This is a genomic window from Fructilactobacillus sp. X2R5C2, from assembly GCF_059901375.1.
In genome coordinates this window covers 1-241 of sequence record NZ_JBWXUX010000045.1, presented here as the reverse complement: position 1 = coordinate 241, position 241 = coordinate 1, and the positions used below count along the sequence as shown (strand labels likewise).

Sequence of the window (241 nt, the reverse complement as noted above, 5' to 3'; positions counted from 1 at the left end):
CTTGAAATCAATTGAATTCGTTTTAAATCACCATTTGGTTTAATCTTAAAGACCGCAATTGAATCGTTACCACGGTTTGAGACATAGACAAAGCGGTTGTCCTTTGAAACTTTGATTCCAGCAGCACCGTTGTGACTTTCCCAATCGTCAGGAATGGTTGAAACAATTTGTTGAACCGTGAATAATCCAGCCTCTTCGTTGTAGTCAATCACAGCAACTTTACTGCTTAGTTCACCAACAA

At 39.0% G+C, this 241-nt stretch carries 1 protein-coding gene; it reads right to left on the bottom strand.

Annotation, left to right across the window (positions count from 1 at the left end; genetic code table 11):
- A partial coding sequence (locus AC6UD2_RS06880) for a beta-propeller fold lactonase family protein (protein WP_500698447.1) occupies nt 1-241 on the bottom strand: 241 nt, incomplete at both ends.